At 59.7% G+C, this 17426-nt stretch carries 9 protein-coding genes and 9 pseudogenes; 9 read left to right on the forward strand and 9 right to left on the reverse strand.

Annotated elements, in window-relative coordinates:
• The 5 genes and pseudogenes from AC0L2K_RS33680 to AC0L2K_RS33700 form a co-directional block, all read right to left on the reverse strand.
• Positions 1–255: pseudogene (locus tag AC0L2K_RS33680) on the reverse strand (hypothetical protein); the annotation flags it as partial.
• A gap of 924 nt (positions 256–1179) precedes the next feature.
• Positions 1180–3039 (reverse strand): ABC transporter ATP-binding protein, encoded by a 1860-nt coding sequence (locus AC0L2K_RS33685; protein ID WP_473533492.1) that lies wholly within the window; start codon positions 3037–3039, stop codon positions 1180–1182.
• An 897-nt stretch (positions 3040–3936) separates the two neighbouring features.
• Positions 3937–4047 (reverse strand): annotated as a pseudogene (locus AC0L2K_RS33690) (phenazine biosynthesis protein PhzF); the annotation flags it as partial.
• A 132-nt stretch (positions 4048–4179) separates the two neighbouring features.
• Positions 4180–4421 (reverse strand): annotated as a pseudogene (locus AC0L2K_RS33695) (Tn3 family transposase); the annotation flags it as partial.
• A 787-nt stretch (positions 4422–5208) separates the two neighbouring features.
• Positions 5209–6135, reverse strand: coding sequence for a LysR family transcriptional regulator (locus AC0L2K_RS33700; RefSeq protein WP_473533493.1), 927 nt, complete (start codon positions 6133–6135; stop codon positions 5209–5211).
• A 178-nt stretch (positions 6136–6313) separates the two neighbouring features.
• Here AC0L2K_RS33700 and AC0L2K_RS33705 point away from each other — a divergent pair, with 178 nt between their 5' ends.
• The 9 genes and pseudogenes from AC0L2K_RS33705 to AC0L2K_RS33745 all read left to right on the forward strand — a co-directional run bounded on the left by AC0L2K_RS33705 (position 6314) and on the right by AC0L2K_RS33745 (position 13465).
• Positions 6314–7237 (forward strand): NAD(P)H-dependent flavin oxidoreductase, encoded by a 924-nt coding sequence (locus AC0L2K_RS33705; protein ID WP_473533498.1) that lies wholly within the window; start codon positions 6314–6316, stop codon positions 7235–7237.
• Positions 7238–7555: 318 nt separating this feature from the next.
• Positions 7556–8632, forward strand: coding sequence for an MFS transporter (locus tag AC0L2K_RS33710; protein ID WP_473533499.1), 1077 nt, complete (start codon positions 7556–7558; stop codon positions 8630–8632).
• A gap of 60 nt (positions 8633–8692) precedes the next feature.
• Positions 8693–8875, forward strand: a complete 183-nt coding sequence (locus tag AC0L2K_RS33715) for a tautomerase family protein (protein WP_473533494.1) — start codon at positions 8693–8695, stop codon at positions 8873–8875.
• On the forward strand, positions 8865–9101 hold the full coding sequence (locus tag AC0L2K_RS33720; protein ID WP_473533495.1) for a tautomerase family protein: 237 nt from the start codon (positions 8865–8867) through the stop codon (positions 9099–9101). Before AC0L2K_RS33715 ends, AC0L2K_RS33720 begins: the two co-directional genes overlap by 11 nt.
• Positions 9102–9117: 16 nt before the next feature.
• Positions 9118–10086, forward strand: coding sequence for an alpha/beta hydrolase family protein (locus AC0L2K_RS33725; RefSeq protein WP_473533496.1), 969 nt, complete (start codon positions 9118–9120; stop codon positions 10084–10086).
• Between the two features lie 114 nt (positions 10087–10200).
• Positions 10201–10467, forward strand: a pseudogene (locus AC0L2K_RS33730) (ISKra4 family transposase); the annotation flags it as partial.
• 354 nt (positions 10468–10821) lie between these two features.
• Positions 10822–11517: pseudogene (locus AC0L2K_RS33735) on the forward strand (IS6 family transposase).
• Between the two features lie 54 nt (positions 11518–11571).
• Positions 11572–12203, forward strand: a pseudogene (locus AC0L2K_RS33740) (IS1595 family transposase).
• Positions 12204–12688: 485 nt separating this feature from the next.
• Positions 12689–13465: a TIM barrel protein gene (locus AC0L2K_RS33745; protein WP_473533500.1), complete on the forward strand. Its 777-nt coding sequence runs from the start codon at positions 12689–12691 to the stop codon at positions 13463–13465.
• A 14-nt stretch (positions 13466–13479) separates the two neighbouring features.
• On the opposite strand, the pseudogene AC0L2K_RS33750 reads toward AC0L2K_RS33745, so the two are convergent.
• From AC0L2K_RS33750 to AC0L2K_RS33765, 4 genes and pseudogenes are all read right to left on the reverse strand, one after another.
• Positions 13480–13590, reverse strand: a pseudogene (locus AC0L2K_RS33750) (LysR family transcriptional regulator); the annotation flags it as partial.
• A 578-nt stretch (positions 13591–14168) separates the two neighbouring features.
• Positions 14169–16283: a S46 family peptidase gene (locus AC0L2K_RS33755; protein ID WP_473533497.1), complete on the reverse strand. Its 2115-nt coding sequence runs from the start codon at positions 16281–16283 to the stop codon at positions 14169–14171.
• Positions 16284–17126: 843 nt separating this feature from the next.
• A pseudogene (locus tag AC0L2K_RS33760) lies at positions 17127–17279 on the reverse strand (dihydrodipicolinate synthase family protein); the annotation flags it as partial.
• A 3-nt stretch (positions 17280–17282) separates the two neighbouring features.
• Positions 17283–17426 (reverse strand): annotated as a pseudogene (locus AC0L2K_RS33765) (YggS family pyridoxal phosphate-dependent enzyme); the annotation flags it as partial.

The following is a 17426-nucleotide window of genomic DNA, read 5'->3' on the forward strand; positions in this document are numbered from 1 at the left end:
AGCTGGTAAGGGGATCAGGCCCGAAGCGTTCGACGTCCTCGGGCGAAAGCGGCGGATTGTTCGTGCCCATTGTGATCTGCCCCTGTCGTAGACAAGCTCGTTGGCCTTGAGCCACGTGTAGCCGACGCCACTAAGAAACACGAGGCTCTTGTCGGGCGCTGCATAGATGGTCCGATCCGCCGCCGTAGCGACGGCAGACAATGTGCAGACGGTGGCGAAAGCAAGAGTTGCAACTGATGATGTGCAGCGATTCATGGGGCGGCCTCCTTGGCCCCCAGGGATCGGGATAGCCCGTTTGTGATTTTCCGTTAAACGTCGGCGGCTCTCAGCGCCTGTACGCGTGAGTTGTTTGTCGCGTCGACCATTCCTGGGCATTGGTGCAAAGACGTTGAACTCCGATGCGATGTCGAGGACGGCTTTGGTCATTGCCCTTTGTCTGGTGCGCACCGCGCTCGTTGCCCGTTCTACATGGGTAGCGGTGGGCTGCCTTGAGCTGGATCAGTTTTAGGGCGAACGGCCTGGTTGAATTCCGGCTCGCGACCCCGTTGCGGGGCCAATTGCAGTGGCATCGGCAAACGAGCCACCCCCCGGCCCTGCCGGTCATGCGTTCGCCGATCCCAATTCCCGAAGCTCGTCGAGCATGGCGACGTCGAGCCGGTTGGGGCAATCTGCCATGCGCCCCTGCTCCTCGGGGTGTTGCCTGCGCCGTTGCGGACCAGAGGCCGCGATAGCACCGGCGCAATTAACCAGCGGTGTTGCGTCACCCAACTCTTGTACCACGCCTTGTGACCCGGTCCGGATTGCACCAGACGGAGTTTCCAATGCGTTTTTCGACTCGGCTCACCCCTCGTATCGTAAGCTTCTGTGTCCTTGCACGTTCGGGCACCGCCTCAGCAACGCGCTTTGTGTCCCGCGTCCAATCGTCGACGACAGTGAGGATGGGAACGGTCGGAGACGAAGTTAAGACTCGGCGGTACCAGCATCGGCACGGCCGCGGGCGGTCAGCTTCTCGCGATAGAACCGAAGAGCTCTTGTGGCAATCTCGTCGCCCATTCCCACACATTTGCGACGGAGGCGGCGAAAGCCGAGATTTGTCTAACGCGAACATGCCCGCTCTCTACGACAACATCCAAGCATTGCGAGCAGCGCGGAGCCGTGACGAACGACCTTCCAGTCGGCTTATCTCTCCTCGGAACTGTCGGCAATGGGGCCGCCGGTCTGCCGCCGCCACAGGCGGGCATACAGGCCGTCGCGTTTGAGTAGCTCCGAGGGGGAGCCCTCCTCAACGATGCGCCCTTTGTCGAGCACGACGATCCTGTCCATGCTGGCAATCGTCGACAGGCGGTGGGCAATGGCGATCACCGTCTTGCCCTCCATTATAAGCTCGAGTTTTTCTTGGACCGCCGCCTCGGCTTCACTGTCCAGGGCAGAAGTCGCCTCGTCTAGAAGGAGGATTGGCGCGTCCTTAAGCAGCACCCGAGCGATGGCGACCCGCTGACGCTGGCCGCCAGAAAGCTTCACCCCGCGGTCACCGACGAAAGCATCGTAGCCGGTGCGGTTTTCGCTGTCCTTGAGATCGGCCACGAAACCGTCCGCATCGGCCAGCATTGCGGCGCGTTCGACCTCCTCCGGCGAGGCATCCGGCCGGCCGTAACGGATATTGTCCCCGACAGAGCGATGGAGCAACGAGACATCCTGGGTCACGACCCCGATATTCTGACGCAGGCTTGCCTGCGTCACCGAACGGATATCCTGGCCGTCGACGACGATTGCGCCATCGTTTACGTCGAAGAACCGCAGAAGCAGGCTGACAAGCGTTGACTTGCCGGACCCCGACATGCCGACGAGCCCGACCTTCTCGCCGGCGCGGACCCTGAGCGATAGATTCTCGATTACCCCTTTTCCTTGCCGGTACTCGAACCGGATATCTCTGAACTCGACCGCGCCGGCGACAACGGCCAGCGGCCTGGCTCCAGAGACATCGGTTACCGTTGAAGGCGTGGTGATGACCGGCATCGCGTCGCGTATCGTGCCCACAGCCTGGAATATCTGCTGTCCTAGCTGGAGAAAGGCCAGGGAGTTGGCGTTGAGCCGCTGAACGAGTGCGATTGAAGCAACAAATTGGCCGGTGGTGACAAAACCGGCCACGAGTCCCCAGAGCCCGACGGCGATGTTGGTCAGCGAAAGAAGTACGTTCAGCAGGACGACGCTGGTGTCGCTTGTTAAGTGGATGCGCCGTTCAAGCTGTTGCGTCTCAATGGCATCTCCCATGATGGTGCGCATTGCGTCCGCCTCGCTGTCTTCGGCCGCAAACAGCTTGACCACGTGGATGTTGCTGTAGAGGTCGGTCATGGCGCCGACGACGAGGCTGCGCGCGCGGGCAGAGTGGCGGGACCGCACGGCAAAATATGGCACTGCCACAACCGCGACTGTGACGTTCGCCACGATCCAAAAAAAGACCGGAAGCGCCAGCGGCCAGGACAGCGTGGCAAGCAGCGAAAGCGAACCGAGAAACTGCACGAGAAAATACGGTATGCTGGAAGACGCTACGACGATCTGCTGCTGCACGGCGGCGGCGAGTTGCGAAATGCGCGACGCCACCTGGCCGGCGAAGAGATCGTGGAAGAATGCAAGGTCCTGACGTTCGACCGCCTTGTAGCCATGCCATTGCATAGCCGCGGGCATGCATACGGACACTGCCTGGGAACCCAATGTCTTGGCGATGAACATCAGCAGCGGTTGCACGGGGAACATCAGCAGGCCGAGGAACGTGAGCATAGGCCAAGCTTCCTCAAGGAAAACCGCCGCACCGTTCCTGCTCACCCCGTCCACAATGATATACATGCCCCAGATCACCGCGAGGTTGATTCCCTCGACCGCCATCATGAAGACGGCGATGGCCGCCAGCACGCCACGGAACATGCGTGCGAAATGCAGAAGCAGCGCAAACGGACCTGTTGCCGGCAAAGGCGCGTAGGGGATATCCAGCGGGCGGATAAGCGTCTCAAAGGGGCGATAGATGAAATGCGAAGGCGACATGGCGGGTCAAACCGGCTGATCAGAAGAATGGGTGGGCGCATCGGAGGAGTGCGAGAGCGCGCGCCCCCTTAACTGCCAAGCGCAGGTTCCTCGTCTACACACAATGCGTTCCCGGTGCGCTTCGAGCGGACCACGCAAGGCTGAGGGGCGCACTTGAATGAACATGCGCGCTGTGGCCACGTTCGAGAGCTGCATAGGGTGGCCCTCGTAGTGCTGGTGGACGGCTTGGCTGAAGCAGGCGCGATCTATAAGGAGGCGCCGCGGCTGGCTATAGCGTTCCAGCTCCCCAGGTGTGGCTGGGTTCATCGTCCTGTTCTGGCCGTCTCATTGCGGGCATCGAGCACGCTCCTGGTTGATTTCTCGGTCCTCCACGACGCCCTGCCGACGTCTCACTTACGAGATCAGCGCAATTTCCGTGCCGGATTTGCGCTCCGTTTCGTTCCACCGCTTGCTCGCCAGCCGGTGCTTGGCTGTAACGGCCAGCGGGTGGGGCTCCGACACTCTTGTTCAGTTTCGGACACAAAAAGGTCGCTATAGACATGCTCGGGAAGACCGGATGGAACCTCGAGCATGTAATCGTCGCACCCGAGCCGAATTTCATCCTCACCGGCTCCCGACCAGGGCGCTTGCTGAAAAGAGCGCTTGCTGCACCAGCCATGAGTTCGCGGTAACCGCCGCAACCTTTTTCTGATATCGACCTGCGGGTTCACGGAAGAAGCCGATCCCACGCGTCGCGCGATCGAGCGACTGCCGATCATCTGCGGGGAGGACATTCCCTCACGACCTGATCTTTGAATCGGACATTTCGGTCGAACGAGTGCAGGAGCTACTCCATGACGGCGTTTAGAAGCCGGGGTCGCTAGGCTGTCGCTGAAGATCGACCACGTTGCGAAAGAGCGGCAGTTTCGCCAGATCGAACTCGTCGAAGGTCGGGCCGTCGTGCTTGCTCACCGCGCAACGCACCGGTCCGATATTCTCCTCCAGCACGAAGATGCCGGTCGCCTCGCCAGGGAGTTCAGCACCACTGCACTGATGCTATTGCAGTTAAAATGAAGAATCCGAGCTACGCCATTCTCGCAATAAACTGCCAAACCTGACTCAACGACTGCGTTCTCACTATTAACTGCCAAGCGACACTTCGTGGATTTCGCGCCGGAAGGCTTCCGAGCCGAGATAGCGGTGAGAAAAATGGTCTTGATTGCCTTGCCGAGTTGGGCCAGCGCCCTGTAGCTTGGGCGCTGCACGCTCGCCCGCGCAAAGCGGCGCAGGATCGATTCCGCATCGGCCGTGCGGTGCTGCAGGGCCGCCGCATATTTGATCAATTCGTCATACTGCTGCTCGATGAGGTTCCAGTCGATCGCCCGTGTCAAGATCGGCAGAAGGCTCGCGCGCCATTTCGGTGTCGGGCACCCCGCACTTCATCGGCAAGAGAACGGGCGACGATTCCGGCCACGGTCGCCAACCATCTGGTGGCGCACCGCGACGGTCCGGCTCTTATGCCAGGGCGAACTGGGGAGCACATGCGCCCCCTGCCATGACGCACGCATCCAGAAGGAAGAGGTGAGAGGTTACGCGAAAGGGTGTGATGGAGTGGGAGGCGCATCGCGTTCGACCATCCGTGGATTCGGCAGCCTTGATTAAGGTCTGCGACGTCTGACCAAGGCCATCCATGGCGGAGTGCTCTCGCTGAGGTTAAAGGCAGCCTCTTCGGCTTCGTACCGGGTCAGCCCGGTGAGCGGCCGACCGTATCTCTCGGCGGGAAGCCCGGTCAGGCTATCGATCACAGACCACAGCCCTGGTTCCGACGGCAGAATCTTGTAGCGCCTCATCGAGCCCTCGCTTGCTAGAAGCACAGAGAACTCCCGCTTTACCGCAAAGTTCCGCAGTGCAGCATCAAAATGTTGCGACGCACTATGAGGGATGCAGTTCATATGACGGGCGGGGTCGTTTTGGCGCGCTGCCCGGCTGCCGGGTGCTGGTCGCCGGCCCGGCCGGCCTTGATAGGGCAGCTCTGGGCTTCGACGTGTCACGCAGCTCGGCGTTCCGGCTCGAGCGGCACGGCCAGCTCGTGTATGCGCGCATTGGGGCAAACCCGCCGGGCGATATCGCAAAGATGCTGGTGATGCGTCAGATAGATCTGACTGACCCCTTGTTTTTGCTCCACCTTTCTTAAGCCCGCTGCAGTTGTCGGGCCGGCTCTGGTCCTGCCGGCTGAGGCCGTGAATGCGCCTCAGACGCCACCGCCATGAAAGCCTGAAGTGCCGCGGAGAGATACTCGTCGCTCCGCGTCACAAAAACAGTCGGCGCCGACCGCAGATTGTCAGGTAGCGGGTGTATGATGACCTGTCCGTCGGCTGCCGCATCCTGAACGACCCCCCGAGGTAGCATGGCCATCCCTAACCCGGCGGCGACGCAGCCGATGATCCCGTCCATTGTTCCGAGTTCCATCCAGCGGACATGCGTTACCCCACACGCCGCCAGGAACATGTCCATGCGCCGGCGATAGGAACAGCCCGATCGAAAAGCGAGGACCTTCAGAGCCGGCGATGCGGCCAAGGCCTTCAGATCCGAAAGCTCGCGAAACCGCGGCGAGGAGATCACAACGAGCTCCTCTTCGACGATCGATAGGCTCTTCAGTTCGGGATGAGCGATGGGGCCGGAGACGAACGCGCCATCCAGTTTGCGTCCGACGACCTCGCTGACGAGCTGTTCCGTCGGGGCAGCCTCCACCAGTACGTCGACCTCTGGATATTCTGCAGCATAGCGGATCAGGATCGGTGGAAGGCGAAGCGCTGCAGTGGTCTCCATGGAGCCGATCCTGAGTAAACCGCACGGCGTACCGCGGTCTGTGACGACGCGCTTGGCTTCGTCCAGAAGCTCTCCGACGCGCTCGGCATAGGGAACGAGCTGAATGCCGGTGGCTGTCAGTGTAACCCCTCGCCTGGACCGATGAAAAAGCGGAGCACCGATTTCCTCCTCAAGCGATTTTATTCTCGCGGTGACGTTGGATTGCACCGTGTTGAGCACACCGGCAGCCCCTCCGATACTGTTTGCTCTCACCACCGCCTGGAAAAACCTGAGGTCGGCGCTGTTCATCGGCCATCTCCTTTTCAGATGAAAAACATCTGATCTAATCGTTTGTCTTAAGTCAAGTGTCGCAATAGCGTCAAAGAAAAATTCCGGGAACTTCCTCAAGCTGGGAGAAGTATTGATGACGATACGAACGCGTCTGACAGAATTTTTCGAAATCGAGCATCCCATCATCCTTGCCCCGATGACACCGGCCGCGGGTGGCGCGCTTGCGTCCGCCGTCGCCGACGCCGGCGGTCTGGGCCTGTTGGGTGGGGGATATGCTGATCGTCAATGGTACGAAACAGAGTCGTCGCTGATTACCAATGAACGCGTTGGCTGCGGGTTCATCGCCTGGGCAGTCGAAGCCGACCTTGATCTGTTTGACCGCGCACTTGCGGAGCGTCCGTCCGCGATGATGCTTTCGTTTTCGGATCCGGCGAAGCTCGCGGCACGGGTCAAGCAGGCGGGTGTTCCGCTGATTTGCATGATCCACACACTCGAACATGCCCGGCGCGCAATCGACGTTGGCGCCGACGTTCTTATTGTTCAGGGGACCGAGGCCGGCGGCCATGGCCTGGTTGCGCGGTCAACCATGCCCTTCGTTCCCGCAGTCGTGGATCTGGTGGCAAAGATTTCGCCTTCTGTCATTGTCGTGGCGGCAGGCGGGATTGCCGACGGTAGGGGCTTGGCCGCTTCGCTGATGCTCGGAGCAGACGGGGTCCTGATGGGAACCAGGTTCTGGGCTACGCGAGAGTCGCTCATCCATCCGGCAGCCAAGGACAAGGTAGTCGCTGCCTCTGGCGACGAGACAATCCGGACTTCCGTCTACGATATCGTCCGTCAGAAGGCTTGGCCGGCTGGCTATACCGGCCGACTGCTCAAAAACGGCTTCGTCGACAAGTGGCACGGGCGGGAAGAAGAGCTGCGCATGCTGCATTCCGAAGAATTGTCGAAAGTCGAGGCGGCATGGGCCTCTGGCGACTATGACACGGCCAACGTGACTGTCGGTGAGGCGGTGGGCCTCATCAACGATCTGCCATCGGCGAAGGACATCGTCCGCCGAACGGTGCGCGAGGCAAGCGAACGGCTTGGCGTCTACGCATTCGATCCGCGCATCGCGAGCTGAGTAACTACGGCCCTGAAGAAGAGGGCCGACTGCTTTCAAAAACATAAAAGGGGAACTGCAGCATGCAACAGCTACAGGAAAGGGGCGACTCCGCCCAAAAACCAGGTATTTGGACCGTCGTCCTTGCATCAAGCGCCGGCACGGTCATCGAATGGTATGACTTCCATCTTTACGAAGTCTGGCGATTTTCTTCTCAACGCTCTTCTACCCTGCCAATGAACCGACGGCAGCTGTTCTGATCAGCGTCGCAACCTTTGTCACAGAGCCCTGCTGTTCGGCAGCATCGGCGACCGCGTCGGACGCAAGAGCACGTTCTTGATGACGCTCATTCTGATGGGCATTGCGACCGCGCTCGTCGGCGTCTTGCCAACCTTTGAGATCGCGGGATATTTCGCGCCGATCGCTCTTGTGGTCCTTCGGCTCATCCAGGGATTGGCGATCGGCGGCGAATACCGCGGCGCCGCCGTTTACGTTGCAGAACACGCACCGGCGAAGCGGCGCGGGTTTTTCACGAGCTTTATCCAGACAACTGCAACCATCGGCTTTTTTCTGGCGATCGTCGTCGTGCTTACGTGCCGGCTGTCGCTCGGCGAAGAACTCTTCAAGCAATGGGGTTGGAGAATTCCGTTCCTGCTATCATCGGTTTTGATCGTGCTGTCCCTTTATCTGCGCCTCAAGCTGAGCGAATCTCCGGTCTTCGAAGAGCTTCGCAAAGGCGGGAAGACCGCAAAGAGCCCAATCCGTGAGAGTTTCGCCACCGGTCATGGTGTGCGTTATGCAGCCTTTGCATTGTTCGGGGCGACCGCCGGCCTAGGGTGCGTTTGGTATACAGGCCAGTTCTACGCACTGTATTTCTTGCAGAGCGTGCTGAAGCTTGACTTCCTGACAGCGAACATTTGCCTTGCTGCTGCTTTGGTGATCGGAACGCCCCTCATCGCTTTCTTCGGCGCCTTGTCCGACCGGATCGGCCGCCGCAAGTTGATTGTCACCGGTTTCATTCTGGCAGCCGCGTTCTATGTTCCAATCTATCAGGGCATCGCCGCCGCCGTCGCTGCCAAGAACTTCGTTTTGGTAACAGCGCTGATCGTCGCCCAACTCGTTTTCGTAGGATTGGTCTATGGCCCTATGGCAGCTTTCCTCGTCGAGCTCTTCCCGGCGAAATTGCGCTACACCTCGCTCTCGCTGCCCTATCACATCGGCACAGGCGTGTTTGGCGGCTTTGTTCCCCTCATTAACCTGTCGCTGGTTGCCTACACGGGCAACATCTATGCGGGCCTGGCCTATCCCATTGCGATCGCGATCATGAGCGCAGTCGTAAATGTTCTCTGGTTCCCCTGCGCGCTGGCTGGGGAACCCGAGGCTGCCGCAACCGGCCTACCGGCGAGGGCAATCTGAATATTCACCGGGACGCCGAGTGCGCGTCCCCGCCCTCTTTCCTATTTCCGAGCACGACCCATGCCGCTGATAAAAATTAACCTTCTGAAGGTCCGATCGCCTGGGGAGCAGGACAAGATCCTCGACTGCATCCATGAGGCGGTGGTCAGGGCTTTCCATGTACCGCCAGCCGATCGCTATCAGATCCTGATCGAACACGAGAGATCGCATGTGCGCGCGGAGGATACCGGTCTTGGTCTTTAGTGACAGGCTGATCATTATCGAGGTGATCTCGCGAGCGCGGTCAACTGACGACAAACAGGCCTTCTATCGTTTCGTTGCGGCAGGGCTTTTGGATGTGTGTGCGATCGACCCTGCAGATGTTGTGGTCAGTATCGTAGAAAATGGTGACGCGGATTGGTCCTTCGGCCTTGGTCGAGCTCAATTCATAACCGGCGAGCTTCGCGGAAATCAGGCATCGCGGCGGTGAAAGACGTCAATGTCTAATGCCAGTCCGATACGGCCGCGCCATCAGCTTTGACCGGCCGCGCAAATTCAAACAACAAGCAGAGAGCAGCTATGAAACAGCTACACCGAACCGTTGCAGCGTCACTGGGAATGCTGATGACAACTTTTTTAGTTTCGGCGCAAGCCAAGGAGGCCATCATCAAGTTCCAAGTCGAAGGCCAGACAATCGTAGGCACGATGGTCAGGCGGATGATGTCGCGAATCCTCCCGTCATCCTGATGCTTCACGGTTTCACCGGCAGCCGCAACGAATGGAGTTCGGAGGCGGTGAAGGAAGGCCTGTTCGGGCGTGCCGCGCCGGTGCTCGCAAAGAATGGCATCGCTTCGCTTCGGATCGATTTTCGCGGCAGCGGCGCGAGTGACGGCAAGTTCGAAGACATGACCGTCGAAACCGAGATAACGGACACACAAGCAGCGCTCGACTTCCTATCGGCGCATGACAGCATCGAGGGCAAACGTATTTCGTTGATGGGAATGAGCCTGGGCGGTGCGGTCACGACAGCAGTTGCCGGCCGGACGAAAACGCCTTTAAAGTCTGTCGTGCTCTGGAACCCCGGCATCAATCTTCCGGCAGCGTTCATCTCCATATTTGGCGAAAAGCAGATGGCGGAAGCTGTGACAGCGGGCGATAAAGTCTATCCGGCCAAGCGCGTCGGAGATGGGAAGGAAATTCCCTTGAAAGGCCGCTTCTTCGAGAGCCTCTACGCGGTGCAGCCTGCCGGCGAAATCTCGCGCTACAAGGGGCCGCTGTTCCTCGCGGTCGGCACGCGCGATAGCATCGTCTTTCCCCAACCCGTTCTCGCCAAGTCGTTGCTGGCTTATCACGACGGTCCGGAAGAACTGTGGGCTGAACCCATTGATCATGGTTTCGGCGTTGAACAGAGTGCCAAGACCGTGGACAAGCTGATCTTAGCGACGGTCGCCTTCCTAAAGTCCAACGGCGAATAGCCTGCGCGTCGAACGGCGCTCGCTTGGCCGCCAATGCCGCCGGAATTGGCGGCGTCTTAGCGAAAGCGGTAACGCTCGCCTGTCGGTTATCCTTCATGCAGGATGCTTGCCCGCGTGAACCTGCCCGGTTCCCGAGTACATCCGCCCCGTGACGACCGAAAGAAAAATTCGAGCTGATCGTAGGCCGCTCGCTGGCTGAAGACGGCGCGGCTATGATCGCGAGCTGCAACGGCGTACTCTCGACCCTCTCAAGAAGCAGACGTCCAGACCCAATCAGGATATTACCTTTCGTACCGGCCAGTTGGGAAGAAGTCCGGTCGCACGCGGAAATGATCGCAGGCGAGCGAGCATGTCCTCGACTGGTTCCATATCCCCATGCGCAATGGAAGCCGCTTCCTTCCGCGGCTAACCCGATCCTGCCCCGCAACTGCACGCAGGATTGCTGGCCGGCGTCGCCATCTTCGAGCGCGCCGGGCCTGCGATGCTCGAGATGCTTCACGCCCGTACGAGGGGAGCATGAGGATTTGTGGGGCGGTCAAGCCGCGCGGACCATTTCGCCGTTCTCGTGATTGTCGTTCGCCATGCCGGGATACCATTGCCGAAGGTCGACCGCAGGGAGCCATCGAGGGTCTGCGTGCGGGTTTTCAGCAGAAGATGTGCACCGAGGCTGTGTTGCAAAGTCTTCGGTAACCAGGCGCATGGCACGGCCTCTGGTAGTTTCGCCGGAGAGTTCAGATGTTCAAGGGCCGCCATTTCGACCAGTCCGTCATTCTGCTTTGCGTTCGCTGGTATCTGGCCTACGGCTTGAGCCTTCGCGATTTGAAGGAAATGATGGCCGAGCGCGGCATCAGTATCGATCATTCGACGATCCACCGCTGGGTCGTTCACTTCTCGCCCTTGCTGCTGAAACGCTTCAATCGGCGCAAGCGTGCCGTCGGCGGAAGGTGGCATATCGACGAAACCTGTATCAAGGTTCGCGGCCGCTGGATGTATCTCTATCGCCATCGACAGCGTCGGCGACACCGTCGAGTTCTGATTCAGCGAGCATCGTGATCTGCCGGCGGCCAAACGCTTCCTGCGCAAGGTGTTGCAGCGTCACGGCCGCCCCGAGCGCATCGTCATCGACGGTAGCAGACGAATCGCGAGGCGATCCTTTCCTGTGACGCGGAAAGCCGACTGCGGGATCGGTCGCGGCGGCAGCTCAAGCCGATCCGCATCCGAAAGAGCCAGTACCTCGACAACCGCATCGAGCAGGATCACCGGCGCATCAAGTGTCGTGTGCGGCCTATCTCGGTTTCGAATCATTCGCAAGCGCTATCGCCACGCTGGGCGGGATCGAGATGATCCACATGATGGAAAACGACAGGCGAGGTACGCCTTCAATCCAAATCCGCCATCGCCGAGCAATTCGAAATCATCGCCGCCGCGTGAGGCTGGGGTTTGGCTGGCGTGCTGGCCGATGCGACCAACCTCGGTCCGAAGCGAATGGCGAGCGCGTCCAAGGGCATCAGCGCGCACCAGATCGGCTGGATGCGCACCTTCCACGCGCGGTCCGAGACCTATCGCGCGGCGCAAGCATGTATCACCGATGCACACACCCGACATCCGCATTCTCGACTGTGGGGCAACGGAGCCGCGGTCGTGACCGGTCTCTCAGCGCGAGCAAGCGAACGCGTCATTGAAGCGCAGATCGAGTCGAGAGCTCATTTGATGAGCGACGAGTGGAAAGCATTCATGGCCATTGGTGAGAGCTTTGCCAAGCACGAGACCGTGAAGCGTTCCAGTGATGAGTATGTTCGCGATGCCGTCCACGTCAATTCGGTAGAGGGCTTCAACTCCCGCGTCCGCCGTACCATCGCCGGCGTCTTTCATCATATTAGCCCACAGCATGCCGACCTGTATTTCCACGAGGTTGGCTTCCGATGGTCACAGCGCGTGGTATCCGGGAGCGCCGTTCGGAAAACCCGTATGGTCTAGAAGTCTTGAGGACCATCTGGTCGCGCGTGCCGCCGGCGCTGCAGCTACTGAGAGTTTTTCGCGTCGCCACGGGGCGTCAGATGCGCCGTAGCCTGGGTGGAGGAATCATCATCAAATCAACCGTAGCTGCCTTTGGTTGATAAATGCCTCGTACGATTTTGAGCAGTTCTTGTTCCGACCCCATCATGCGAAGATCGTGTGACTGTCCAAGTTTTGCCAAAACGAGAGGCATCCCACAGATGGGGCACTCGGCTGCTGCGGGTCACCTTCGACGACAGTCACACTTACTGATCTCGATTTGATTGTTGAACCTCGGTCTTAACAGCAGCAGTGCTGACCTCAAGCTCCTTAACCGATGGCGAAATGAGTTTGGCCGCATGGCACGCGCAAGCGGAGCACCCTGGCCAGCCATTGTGCTTCAATCCGTGCTGTTTGCTCTCACAACCGCCTGGAAAAACCTGAGGTCGGCGCTGTTCATCAGCCATCTCCTTTTCAGATGAAAAACATCTGATCTAATCGTTTGCCTTAAGTCGAGTGTCGCAATAGCGTCAAAGAGAAATTTCCGGGAACATAGAAGGAAAGCCAAGCCATGCGCCAAGCAGCGCCCCGCTTTGCACTCGACCACATGGCGGCGCCCGGACTCGACGTCAGGGCACTTTTCGCTTTTGCCCGTGACCAGGGCCTGACCGATGTCCAGATCCGCAGCCAACAGCGCAGCAATGCTATTGCACGCGGCATGCCGGCGGCGGACGTCCGCTCTGCCGCCGCCGAAGCAGGCGTTGGGATTATTTCCATCAATGCCTTGCAGCGCTTCAATGAGTGGACACCCGCCCGCAAGACCGAAGCGAGCAAGCTCGCCGATTATGCGGCGGCCTGCGGAGCCAAGACGCTCATGCTAATGCCTGTCAACGACGGCTCCTGGCCCGCCAATGGCGAGCGCCGGGGCGATCTCCGCTTTGCCTTGAAGGCGCTCAAGCCGATCCTCCAGTCGCGCGGCCTGATCGGTCTCATCGAGCCGCTGGGCTTCCAGACCTGCTCGCTTCGATCGAAAAACGAAGCGGCTAAGGCCATTGCCGCCATTGATGGCCAGTCCGTCTTCCGCCTCGTGCACGACACGTTTCATCACACGCTCGCCGGGGAGACGTTCTTCTCCTGCGACCTGACCGGTCTCGTGCACATTTCAAGAGTGAACGATCCGATCCACTGGATCTACCCGGATCGCGTCCTGGTCGGTTCCGACAATGGCAGCCAGATCCGGGCGCTGCTTGATGGCGGTTATGCGGGCCCCTTCTCATTCGCACCGTTTGTCGACGCAGCCCACCCGCTGGACGATCTCGCCGGCGCACTTGCCGCGAGCATCGATCTCGTCCGACAAGGGCTATTGACGCGAATGGCGGCATGAGACGCGGGAGTAAATCAGGGGTGCCTGAGACGGCTTTTGGCGTCCCGCGGAGAAGTCATTCGAGACGCCTACTGTAACAATATCTTTCGCATCCAGATGCTTGCCGCATCACTGTTGTGAAGCGCGATCTGTGCCTGAGACCATCCGCGGATCGTGCTAAAGGCCTGCACGATAACCTCAACACGTCTCTTGAGGCCATGCTCAAGAAAAACCGCTCCTCGATGGAGGGCTTCAGCTCGGACCCTGAGTAGTGCGATTAACGAACGTCACTTCGCTGGTCGAACGGGTGAACCGCTTCTATCGAGTCGTCGCCCGTGGCGCTTCCATTCCCTATGCTGCCTTCATTTCGCGGTCCTCGCCAAACTGTTCAGACAAATCAAGCCAGCTCTCCCGGGGACAGACGCCGGCAAGCGTGGACTTAGCGAAACAGCCGTCCGCAATTTAGCCCTGTCCAGAGTTTGCGAAACACGCAAAAAAGATGAAAGTGCGATGTTCAGGCGCATCGGTGCCGACTGCACAGAGTTACGTCATTTGAAGTTATGCCAAGGGGAAACGGTATTGGGCAACGGCTCAGGCGCTGGCGAACCTTTGAATGTTGCGCATGCATTGGAGCGCCGGCCGATTCGGGCACGATCAACGATCGCTGTGGCAAGCTCACGTCAATGTCCCCGAATTGCCTTTCCCTACCACCAGACTACCCCGCTCAGGAGCGCGACTCCGGCAGCACTCCCATCTCCTTGAGCAACCGGCTAGCGCCGTCAATCTTGTCCATGGTCCAGAGCATGAAGCGACTGTCGACATGGATGCTGCGATTGCGGTCTGCGGCATATGCCCAATCGGAGATCACTCCATCAAGCGTGCCATCGAAGGCGAGGCCGACGAACTCGCCGCGTCCGTTCAGCGTGGCCGAGCCGCTATTGCCGTTGGTGATGTCGGCGGTGGACAGGAAGTCGACCGGTAACGTGCCCAGCGCCGGCGCGGCATAGGGGCCATAATCCTTGGCTCGGATCGCTGCGATAGCCGCATCTGGAGCGTCGAACTCACCCTTGCCCGTTTCTTTGGCCAGAAGTCCATCGGCCGTGGTAAAGGGCATCCAGATCTGCCCGTCGCGTGTTCGCCCCGCCACCTTGCCCCAGGTGATGCGCAGCGAGCCATTCGCGTCGGGATACATCGGCTGGCCGATTGCCTGGCGGTAGGCACGCTGGCCGTGCATATAGATGGCGCGAGCCGCCTGGCTGCGTCCAGCGCGGTCCTTCGCAGCGTGCTTCGCAGCTATGTCGCCGGGATAGAGAGCGACCGCCAACTTGATGAAAGGGTCCTCCGACGCCTCGAAGGCAGCAGCGGGCTTGTCAAGCCAGCCGAGCCGCATTACCGTGTCTGCGAGTTTGGTGTCTGCATAAAGTCGGTCAAGGCCAATTTGGCCCAAAGTGCTTTCGAAAGCAGTATCGCGGTCCTTTGCATCCAGCCGGCGATATTCGTCGAGTGCGGCCTCGAAAAGCTTTCGATCGATGTCTGGCAAATAGCGGCGTTCGATCTGCGTCAGCTGATCCGAGATTTCTTTACGGTCACGATCCTGAAAGCCGCTTTCACGGTCTTCATCGGGCTTCTCGTGCTCCTTTGTCCAGCGATAGAGAGTGCGTGCCGATGACAGTAGTTGCGCGCGATTGAGCAACGCCTGGCGCAGCCTCGCCAGCGAAGCCCGGCTATTCTCGCCCACCATCGCGTCCAGTTCGCGGATTGCTGCGTCAAAGCGCGTGTGCCGCACGGGATACCCAGCGACCCAGGCGCGAAAAGCTTCCTCCTCGGTAGCCTTGCGCGCGTCGAGGCCGATCGCGTCGGCGCCGGCAAGATCGCCCGCCAGCTTCTTCTTGTAGTTTTCCACGCCCCGCAGGATGGAGGCGTAGCGGATCTGCGCTTCGCGATTGCCTTCCGTGGCTTGCTTGATCTGGGCCGCATAATCCGAGAGCAAACGCTGGGACAGTGGTTCGTAGTGCGCGAAGTTGAACCGGACTTCATCGGCGGTGAGGAACCGATTGGTTGCTCCGGGAAAGCCGGCGACCATCACGAAATCGCCTTCTTGCACGCCTTTAGAGGCGATGCGCAGCCAGTTCTTCGGCCGGTAGGGCACGTTGTCGCGCGCATAAGGCCGGGATGAACCATCAGGGGCGACATAGGCGCGATAAAAGCCAAAGTCGCCTGTGTGGCGCGGCCACATCCAATTGTCCGTTTCGCCGCCGAAGTTACCTATGCCGAGCCCGGGCGCATAGACGAGGCGCACGTCCTGAATTTCGAGCTTCTGCTGGAGATGGTAGGAGGCGCCGCCATAATAGGACCCTACGTCGCAGCGGCGATTGGGCTGTTCTTCACACGCGGCGATCAGCGCCTTGCGGTTCGCTTCGAGCCGCTCATAGCGGGCAAAGCCGTTCAGCTTGTCTGAGACGCCCTTGAGCATGTCAGCGGTCACATCCCGCATATCCTCGATCACATAGATGCGGCTGCCGGGCGCCGCAGGCAATTCTTCACCCAGGCTCTTCGCCAGAAACCCGTTGGTGAGATAGTTTTGGCTCTCCTTGCTGTTGTACTGGATGGAGTCCAGCACGCAGTGATGGTTGGTGGCGACCAGCCCTTGCGGACTGACGAATGAGGCGGAGCATCCGCCCAGTGAAACGATCGCGTTAAGCGGGGCAGCGCCCAGACGGCTCAGCTGCGCGGGATCGATCTGGAGCCCATCCGCGCGCATGGCCGCGCCGACTTCCGCACTCTGGGCCGGCATCCAGATGCCTTCGTTCGCCGATGCAGCGGTGGCCGTCCAGAGCAAGGCGATGGCACTTACCCAAGCAACCATATCACATTCGCAGTTCATACTGGTGTCTCTCCCATTCTATCTACTGTCTCCGCCGACTGGATCCATGAGCTATCAGACTGGCCGGCGACCCCAGCGCCTGCGCGGCTGCCACTGGGGACTGAGGGGACGGTCAACGCAAACATCTGGATGACGCTCCCCTCACATCGTGTCGGTTGTGTGCAACGTTGCGGATCATCCGTTGCACTAATCGTGCCAAAGGAATAAAGCTTTCAACGACCTAAATGGTAAGCTGCCTTCCATGTCCGACCTCCGACATTTCGTCGTAGACCCGACACCCTCGTCCTCGCCAGCGACGAAGCCCGCTGCCGAACGGCCGTAGCCTGTCCATAATTGTGAGAGTGCGTTTCTTCACCTAGCCGTATACGCCGAAGACCATGCGGTATCCTGGGCATATCCTTGCTGGTGTTCGCCGATCGGGAAGTGGAGCGACCCATCTGCGAATATCTGAATTATTATCGCCGCTGGAGGCGCCGGGCGGTTCAGGAACTGCTCAGCTCCCGTTCCGCTGTGCCTCTTATGCGACTTTGGGCGAACAAACATCGAACAACGTCAGAACGACTTCACTCACATGCTGGGATCCGCTATTCGTCATGGGCTCAGTTGTGCCAAGACCCTTCCGAGCCGAGAACCAAATGTGTCGCATTAGGGCCCGAAAGCTGCCTGTCGGCTCACGGGAACGAAGTAGTTTCTAGAAGCGCTTTCAAATTAGATCTAGGGAGCACCGATGCGAGCGCTAGCGCACGCCTTCACACCCTAGCTATATGTAGAGCTGTGCGCAGCGTCGTTCGTCGCGATCAGATACATATAAATGCCGGTGCCCCCGAGCAGGGCCGATGGAATCGACCTCAGCCGCGATCAGCCGGCTGACCAGTTTCCGTAGCGCGTCAACGTCGACCCGGCCGGAACGATCGGCGGGGTGATCGGAAAAGCAGACAGGCCGTTTGCGATAAATCATGGTTCAATTCCTCGGTCGGTGGGGGCGAAACCCGGCCAGTAGTGGCCGTCAGGCGTCGGCCGTTTGCCGAAGATGGCCTGACCGACGCGCACGACAGTGGCGCCTTCCTCGATGGCTTCCTCGAAGTCTCCGGTCATACC

Source organism: Mesorhizobium sp. WSM4817 (genome assembly GCF_055811135.1).